This is a genomic window from Prevotella conceptionensis 9403948, from assembly GCF_000312305.1.
Classification (GTDB): domain Bacteria; phylum Bacteroidota; class Bacteroidia; order Bacteroidales; family Bacteroidaceae; genus Prevotella; species Prevotella conceptionensis.
In genome coordinates this window covers 418326-426373 of record NZ_HE999445.1, presented here as the reverse complement: position 1 = coordinate 426373, position 8048 = coordinate 418326, and the positions used below count along the sequence as shown (strand labels likewise).

Here is an 8048-nt window from a genome sequence, read left to right as displayed (position 1 = left end):
GGCGGCAGAAGGATTGTTGAGGGACATCAACGCCGAAGACCGAAAGGTGGCAGAGGCGGTTGAGAAGACTATTCCACAAGTGGCGAAACTTGTAGAACTAATTGTGCCGCGCATGAAACGCGGTGGACGCATCTTTTATATGGGCGCAGGAACGAGCGGAAGGCTCGGCGTGCTAGATGCTAGCGAACTGCCACCCACCTTCGGCGTGCCTAAAACACTGGTCATTGGCCTCATTGCTGGTGGCGACACGGCACTTCGTAATGCTGTGGAAAATGCCGAAGACGATGAAGAACGTGGGTGGGACGAACTCACGGAGTTTAACATCAACGAGAAAGACACCGTCATTGGCATTGCCGCATCGGGCACAACGCCCTACGTAGTGGGCGCCCTTCGCAGTGCCAGAGAGCACGGCATACTTACCGCTTGCATCACCAGCAACCCCGATTCGCCTATGGCAGCCGAGAGCGATGTGCCTATCGAAATGGTTGTCGGGCCCGAATACGTTACGGGAAGTTCGCGAATGAAGTCGGGAACGGGCCAAAAGATGATACTCAATATGATTTCAACCGCCGTGATGATACAGCTTGGCCGCGTAAAAGGCAACAAGATGGTGAACATGCAGCTAAGCAACAAAAAGCTGATAGACCGCGGAACACGCATGCTGGTCGAGATGCTAGGCCTGGGATATGGCAAGGCTAAGAGTCTGCTTTTGCTGCATGGGTCGGTAGAAAAGGCTTTAGAAGAATATAAACGTCCACACGAGTAACCTCTAAAACAAAGACAAACGATGTTTAGGATTTTGCTCTTGGCACTTTGTGCCTTTACCCTTAACGTCTGGGCCAACAACGTTCCCACGGCTTCGCCCGAAGAGGTGGGCATGAGTTTGGCGCGTCTGCGCGCTGCCGACGAGGTTATATTGCGCGCCATCCGCGACAAAAAAACGCCTGGGGCGGTGCTGGCTGTGGTGCGCCACGGCAAATTAGCCTACCTAAAAGCCTATGGCAACCGCCAAACTTATCCCTCTACACTGCCCATGACCACCCAAACGGTGTTCGACATGGCATCGTGTACCAAGCCTATGGCAACGGCCATTTCGGCCATGTTGCTGGTGGAGCGAGGGCTGTTGCGCCTTTCCGACCCCGTCAGCAATTACCTGCCAGAGTTCAAAAACTGGCATGGCGAAGGTAAAGACAGTGCAACAATACGCGTTGAAGACCTGTTTACGCATACCTCGGGACTGCCTGCTTATGCCCCGGTAAAAACCTTAGCCGAGACCGACGGCAAGCCCAACCCCGCAAAACTGATGGCCTACATCGCCGGTTGCAAACGCGAATTTAGGCCGCGTTCAGACATGCAATACAGCTGCCTGAACTACATCACGTTGCAAAACATCGTAGAACGCATTACGGGACAACCGCTCCGCACCTTCGCGGCCAACAACATTTTCATCCCACTGGGCATGAAACACACCGACTTCTTGCCCTGCACGTCGGACAAGAGCGGCAAGTTGGTCAACACTTCTCAACCGCGTTGGGTCGCTAACGGCGAACAAGCAGGCCTTACGCCCATCGCTCCTACCGAACGGCAGCCCAACGGCGTGGTGAAACAAGGGCAGGTACACGACCCCTTGGCCTGCACGCTCAACGGTGGCGTGTCGGGTAATGCCGGGCTGTTTTCCACAGCCGAGGATGTGGCCACGCTCTGTGCCATGCTCCAAAACGGAGGCGCATGGGCGGAAAGCGCATCCTTAGCCCGCTAACGGTGAAGGCCATGCGTTCTGTTCCGCAAAACTTCAACAGCTTTGGGCGTAGCCTTGGCTGGGATGTCAGTTCGGCATACGCCTCCAATCAGGGCGACTTGCTAAGTTCCGAGGCTTACGGACACACGGGCTATACAGGCACATCTATCGTTATCGACCCCGTTAACGACCTCTCCATCATTCTGCTTTGCAACAGTGTTCACCCCGTAGACGCATCTAATGTGATACGTTTGCGCGCCCAAGTAGCCAATGCCGTGGCTGCAAGCATAACCAACGAACCCGCCGCATTCCCCCCATATTACTACGTAAGGATGCGCACTTTCGAGGACGAACCGCCCATACGCTCCACCGATATTGTGATGTTGGGCAACAGCCTTACCGAAGGTGGGAAGGATTGGGCTGAAAAATTGGGCAAACCCAACGTGCGTAACCGCGGCATTAGCGGCGATGTGGCACTGGGCGTTGATGCTCGCCTGTATCAGATTACGCCCCACAAGCCTGCTAAGATTTTCTTGCTAATCGGCATAAACGACGTTAGTCACGATGTAACGGTGGATAGCTTAATGACGGACATACGCACATTGGTGGACCATATCCGCGCACAAACGCCCAAAACAAAGCTGGTGTTGCAGAGTCTTTTGCCCATTCGCGAGAGCACAGGGAGATGGAAACGGCTGCAAGGCAAAACCGACATGATACCCCAAATCAATGCGCGCATCGAGGCTTTGGCACGCGAAAAGGGACTAACGTTTATCAATCTCTATCCCCATTTCACCGAGCCTGGCACCAACATTATGCGTGCCGAGCTAACTTACGATGGGTTGCACCTCACCAAAGCGGGCTATGATGTGTGGGTAAAGTTGCTTAAACCGCACCTGTAAGGGGGTTGGCTGCTGGCGCATACCTATTGTAGTAATGCCTAAAAAATATGAAAACAGTAAAGCGAACAGCAGGTGGGTTAAGGTCAAATGCTGTTCGCTTTGCCCAATATCACAACGCAATGAAGATGTTGTCTGTCTTGGCATTTGCCTTTATCGCTGCTAATGCAGCCCTGGCACAGAGCCAACCCGTTGATTATGTAAGCACACTTGTGGGCACGCAGTCCACGTTTCAGCTTTCTACTGGCAACACCTATCCCGCCACGGCCATGCCCTGGGGCATGAACTTTTGGACACCGCAAACGGGAAAGATGGGCGATGGATGGACCTATGGCTATCAGGCCAACAAGATAAGGGGACTGAAACAGACACACCAACCCAGTCCGTGGATTAACGATTACGGGCAATTTGCCATCATGGTCCACAACGGGTAAGCCCATTTTCGATGAAGAGGGGCGCGCCTCGTGGTTCTCGCATAAGGCCGAAACAGCCAAACCCTATCATTATAAGGTGTACTTGGCCGACTACGACATTACGGCCGAACTGGCGCCTACCGAGCGTGCGTGCCTGTTGCGCTTTACTTTCCCAAAGACCGACTCGGCAAACGTCATCGTAGATGCTTTCGACAAGGGCTCGTTCGTCAGGCTATTGCCCGACAAACGCACCATTGTGGGCTACACCACAAAGAACAGTGGGGGCGTACCCGATAACTTCAAGAACTATTTTGTTGTCGTGTTCGACCGCGACTTTGCTGCAGCGCGTTTGGCCGATGGTAAGAAACTACTTGCCGCCGACAAGCAAGAGCTGCAAGCCAACCATGCAGGAGCCATCGTTACTTTCAGCTGCAAGCGTGGCGAACAGGTGCATGCCCGCGTGGCCTCGTCGTTTATCAGCGAGGCGCAAGCCATGCAAAACCTTAAAGAGTTGGGCAACAGCTCGTTTGAAACGCTGCTGCAAAAGGGCAAACAACGTTGGAACGACGTGCTGGGACGCATCAGTGTGGAAGACAACAACGTTGATAACCTGCGCACTTTTTACTCTTGTCTTTATCGTTCCACGCTTTTTCCACGCAAGTTTTATGAGATTTCGGCCAGTGGCGACACACTGCATTACAGTCCGTACAACGGAAAAGTGCTGCCAGGAACGATGTTTACCGACACGGGCTTTTGGGATACGTTCCGCAGTCTTTTCCCCTTGGTGAACCTGATGTACCCTTCTATGGCGCGCGAAATGCAAGAGGGGCTGGTGAACACCTATAAGGAGAGCGGCTTTTTACCCGAATGGGCAAGCCCCGGACATCGCAATTGCATGGTGGGCAACAACTCGGCATCGGTGGTTGCCGATGCTTACATCAAGGGCATACGTGGTTACGATGTTGAAACGCTGTGGCAAGCTGTGCTGCATGGCGCAAAAGCGGTGCATCCGCAAGTGCCTTCTACGGGCCGATTGGGGTACGAATATTATAACAAACTGGGCTATGTGCCTTGCGATGTGGGCATTAACGAGAGTGCTGCACGCACCTTGGAGTATGCTTACGACGACTGGTGTATCGCCCAATTGGGCAAGGCACTGGGCAAACCCAAGAAAGAATGGGCCGAGTTTGAACGCCGCGCCGAGAACTATCGCAACCTTTTCAGCAAGGAATTTAACCTGATGCGGGGCCGAAAGAAGAACGGCGAATGGCAGAAACCTTACAACCCATTGAAGTGGGGCGATGTCTTTACCGAGGGAAACGGCTGGCATTACACGTGGTCGGTGTTTCATAACCCATGCGGCCTTATCTCGTTGATGAGCGGCAACAAGGCTTTCACGGCGATGCTCGATTCTGTTTTCGCCCTTCCGCCCGTGTTCGACGACAGCTATTACGGGCAAGTGATACACGAGATACGCGAGATGCAGATTATGAACATGGGTAATTACGCCCATGGAAACCAGCCTATTCAGCACATGACGTACCTTTACGATTGGAGTGGCGCGCCTTGGAAAACCCAATATTGGGTTCGCGAGGTGATGGATAGGCTTTATAGCGCACACCCTGACGGCTATTGCGGCGACGAAGACAACGGGCAGACTTCTGCTTGGTACGTGTTTTCGGCTCTGGGCTTTTATCCCGTGTGCCCTGCAAGCAACGAGTATGCCATTGGCACACCGCTTTTCGCCAAGGTTTCGTTGCACTTGGAGAACGGCAAAACAACAGTTATCACCGCCGACAGGCCACAATGGCGCTACATCAAGCGGTTAACCGTTAATGGTACGCCTGAAAAAGCCCATTGGCTGAACCACAAGACAATTACCGAAGGGGCGAAAATCGACTTTTACATGAGCGAGACACCTGCTCTGTGATGACAGTGAAAGAAGAAAGTAAAGAGCTTACGTCTTTTTCTTTGATTGCTTGGTGTTACGCGTACCCTCACTTTGTTCGCCTGCCTTTTTTTCTGTTGTTCGTATGCTCTAGCCAGTTTCATGGCCGTTTTGTCTAGCAGTTTTTGCATGTCGCCCAAGTAGCTGCTTGCCCTCACAATGGTGCCATCGGGCGCAAGCATAACGAAGAGGGGAGTGGCATCAGGCCCAAACGTGTCTGTAAACTGCTTCATGCCGCGCTTGGTAAGCCGGTATTGCGGCCACGACAGCTGCGTTCGTTCCAAGAACTTTTGCCACAGGTAGTCTTCCTTGTCGTCGGCCACACATAGAAAAGCCACTTCGGGGTGTTTGGCCACCATGTTTTTAAGTTCGGGTATGAGTTTTTGGTTTGGTTTTCGCCATGTTGTCCAAAAGCAAATAAACGCTACCTTTCCCGTTGGAATGGCCACAAGTAGGGATGTTGTGCGGTTTTTCTGGGTAAACATGGGTATGTCTTGAAGTGATTCGCCCACGGCCATAGCTTTTGCTGTGGCCACTGCTCGGCGATAAGCATTTACTCGTGGATAATCTTCGGGGCAGGCAAAGATGGTGGCCGTGATGTCTTCTATCTGCCGTTTGGTGAGCGTACGATTGTTTAGCACCATCTCTGTGGCCATTTTGATGGCCAGTGGCGATTGCGGATTTTTCTTCATCCACGTTAGGGAGTCGTTTTTTCGTTGGTTGAAATCGTTGAAGTCGGCTTGTGCTTTTCCGCCCGTAACACAGAGGTGTTTGCTGATGGGCAGGTTAGATGCCAAGTATTTGTACTTGTCGGCCTTTACCGTCATCGCCGTGTTGCTAACAAAGATGGGGGTGTAGGTCCATGTTGGCTCTTCTTTCGACTCCATGGCGTAGAGCAGCTTGTAATTGTTGGTAGACAAGGTGCAAAGCGTGGGATGTGTCAGACGGCCGGTAAGAACGAACTTACCGTCTTGAACAACGGCTCTGGCCACTTCGTCGTAGTTCGAACCCTCGGCCGTTTCGAGCTCCACCTCGATGCCGTCGGGCAGGTCGGGAATGTCGCTTGTTATGACAAAACCGTTTTTTGTTTGCGCGAAAGATGTGCAGGCGCAAAGTGTGCATAACAGGGTAAAGATTATTCTCTCCATATTTTCTCTTTTTACTTTTTTGCAAAAATAACGATTTTTTTGAGATAACGATGCCTTTGCTTGGCACTTTATTTAGTTACCGAAACGTTAAAAATAAAAATGGGGGAGTGCAGACAAGTAAACCCGTAGTTTGGAACTAAGTGCCTACTTGGTTGGGGATGAATTTGGGTTGGCCGCATGCTGATTTGTTGTAAATAGCGGAAAGCTAAATATTGTTAGGAGAGCTGGAAGGGTTGGTATAACTGGAAGTGCTAATGTAGCTAGAAAGACTAACCTCATCAGCCTACCAACCCCAAAGCCTATTAGCCTACTTGTAGTCAAACAGAATTGCATTTGGGAAATTGTTGTTGGAAGCACGCAAGGCGTGTGTTGCCTAGAATGAATAAATCTTTACGCGGAGGAGAGGGAGGATTTTTTGCTTGCTTACGGTGCAGCTGTGGTTTTTCAAATCCAATACCGTTTGACTATGACTGGCAAATCCGCAAGCGTTCTAACCCCTCTATCTTGAATATTGTAATATTTTAAGTATGTTTTTTAACATTATGAGTGCCTTTTTCTTCACCAATCGTCCGCTCGGGTGCAAATAATCCATTCTCGCGGAGGTTTGTTTTGGTGCAAAAAGGGCTTGCATGTTAATACCAACAAAATGAATATTTATTTAAACAAACCGCTAATTGCACCCTTTTGGGGGCTATTTGCTGCTAAATACACTGCGTTTTGGTACTAAATACACTGCGTTTTGATGCTAAACGCACTGCGTTTTGGTGCTAATTGCACTGCGTTTTGGTGCTAAATGCAGGGTAAAATGCGGCAAAACGCTGGGTGAAATGTATATAATTGCACAGCGAACAGAGGCTTAAAGCATTTTAGATTGGTTGAAAAAGGGTGGAAAATAGGGGTAAAAAGCACTTAAAAAGTAGGTTTTCGGGGGTAAAAAGCCGATTTTTGGGTGCTGAAAAAATACGAATGGGTGACTAACTAGAAGGATAAAGTGGTGCTAAATGCAGTCGGAATTCTGAAAAACGGATAAAAGCGGTGGCGTGTAAGGTTGATTTTTGTAGCGAATTGCCTGCTTTTAGGCTATTTTTTCGCTAGAAGCACGTGGCAAGAAGGATGTGTTTTGTAAAGGATTGTTACTGAATTTAACTAAAAGCAGGTTCGTTAGTTAAAGACAAGAAAAGGATTCCTAATGCGCTGCTTGGGCTTACATGTAGCACGCTTGCTTTCTATAAAGCCCTTGGTTGGCTGTTGACACGCCGTTTTTTTGCTGTTGGCAGTTTGCTTGTTGTTGTCAGTTTGCTTGTTGTTGGGCAAAGGGAAAAAATATGAGGATGTGCCCTCGGTAGTGAGGGCACATCCTCTAAGACTTATTAAAAAATTAGTCTCTAAGACTTATTAAAAAATTAGTCGAGTTGTGCCAGCTTGTTGTCAGAACCAAGCACTTCTTTAATCTTGTGCTTGTAGAGTTCCGTCATCAGGTCGCGAGCAGGACCGCAGTATTTACGGGGGTCGAACTCAGCAGGCTTTTCTGCAAACACCTTGCGAACGGCAGCGGTGAAAGCCAAGCGCGAGTCTGAGTCGATGTTAATCTTGCAAACGGCGCTCTTTGCAGCCTTGCGCAGTTGCTCTTCGGGAATACCTACGGCATCGGGCAACTTGCCGCCGTATTTGTTAATCATGTCAACGTACTCTTGTGGTACGGAAGACGAGCCGTGAAGTACGATGGGGAAACCAGGGAGCTTCTTCATGATGGCATCGAGAACGTCGAAAGCCAAGGGAGGAGGAACAAGACGGCCGGTCTTCGGGTCGCGGGTGCACTGTTCGGGGGTGAACTTGTATGCGCCATGCGACGTGCCGATAGAGATAGCCAGCGAGTCTACGCCGGTCTTCGTAACGAAGTCG

Annotated in this window: 3 protein-coding genes and 2 pseudogenes; 3 read left to right on the top strand and 2 right to left on the bottom strand. The window is 50.5% G+C overall.

All coding sequences use genetic code 11. From position 1 onward, the window contains the following. The 3 genes and pseudogenes from murQ to BN93_RS06075 all read left to right on the top strand — a co-directional run. The coding region (gene murQ / locus BN93_RS06085) for an N-acetylmuramic acid 6-phosphate etherase (RefSeq protein WP_019187449.1) at positions 1 to 766 on the top strand (766 nt) is incomplete at its 5' end. 21 nt (positions 767 to 787) lie between these two features. Continuing rightward, positions 788 to 2640, top strand: a pseudogene (locus tag BN93_RS06080) (serine hydrolase). 119 nt (positions 2641 to 2759) lie between these two features. Further along, positions 2760 to 4980 (top strand): annotated as a pseudogene (locus BN93_RS06075) (GH92 family glycosyl hydrolase). Here BN93_RS06075 and BN93_RS06070 read toward each other — a convergent pair. Together BN93_RS06070 and BN93_RS06065 are read right to left on the bottom strand one after the other, a co-directional pair. Next, positions 4953 to 6146, bottom strand: a complete 1194-nt coding sequence (locus BN93_RS06070; RefSeq protein ID WP_019187446.1) for a DUF4369 domain-containing protein — start codon at positions 6144 to 6146, stop codon at positions 4953 to 4955. The pseudogene BN93_RS06075 and the gene BN93_RS06070 sit on opposite strands and share 28 nt — an antisense overlap. A 1403-nt stretch (positions 6147 to 7549) precedes the next feature. Further along, a partial coding sequence (locus BN93_RS06065) for a class II fructose-bisphosphate aldolase (protein ID WP_044259939.1) occupies positions 7550 to 8048 on the bottom strand: 499 nt, incomplete at its 5' end.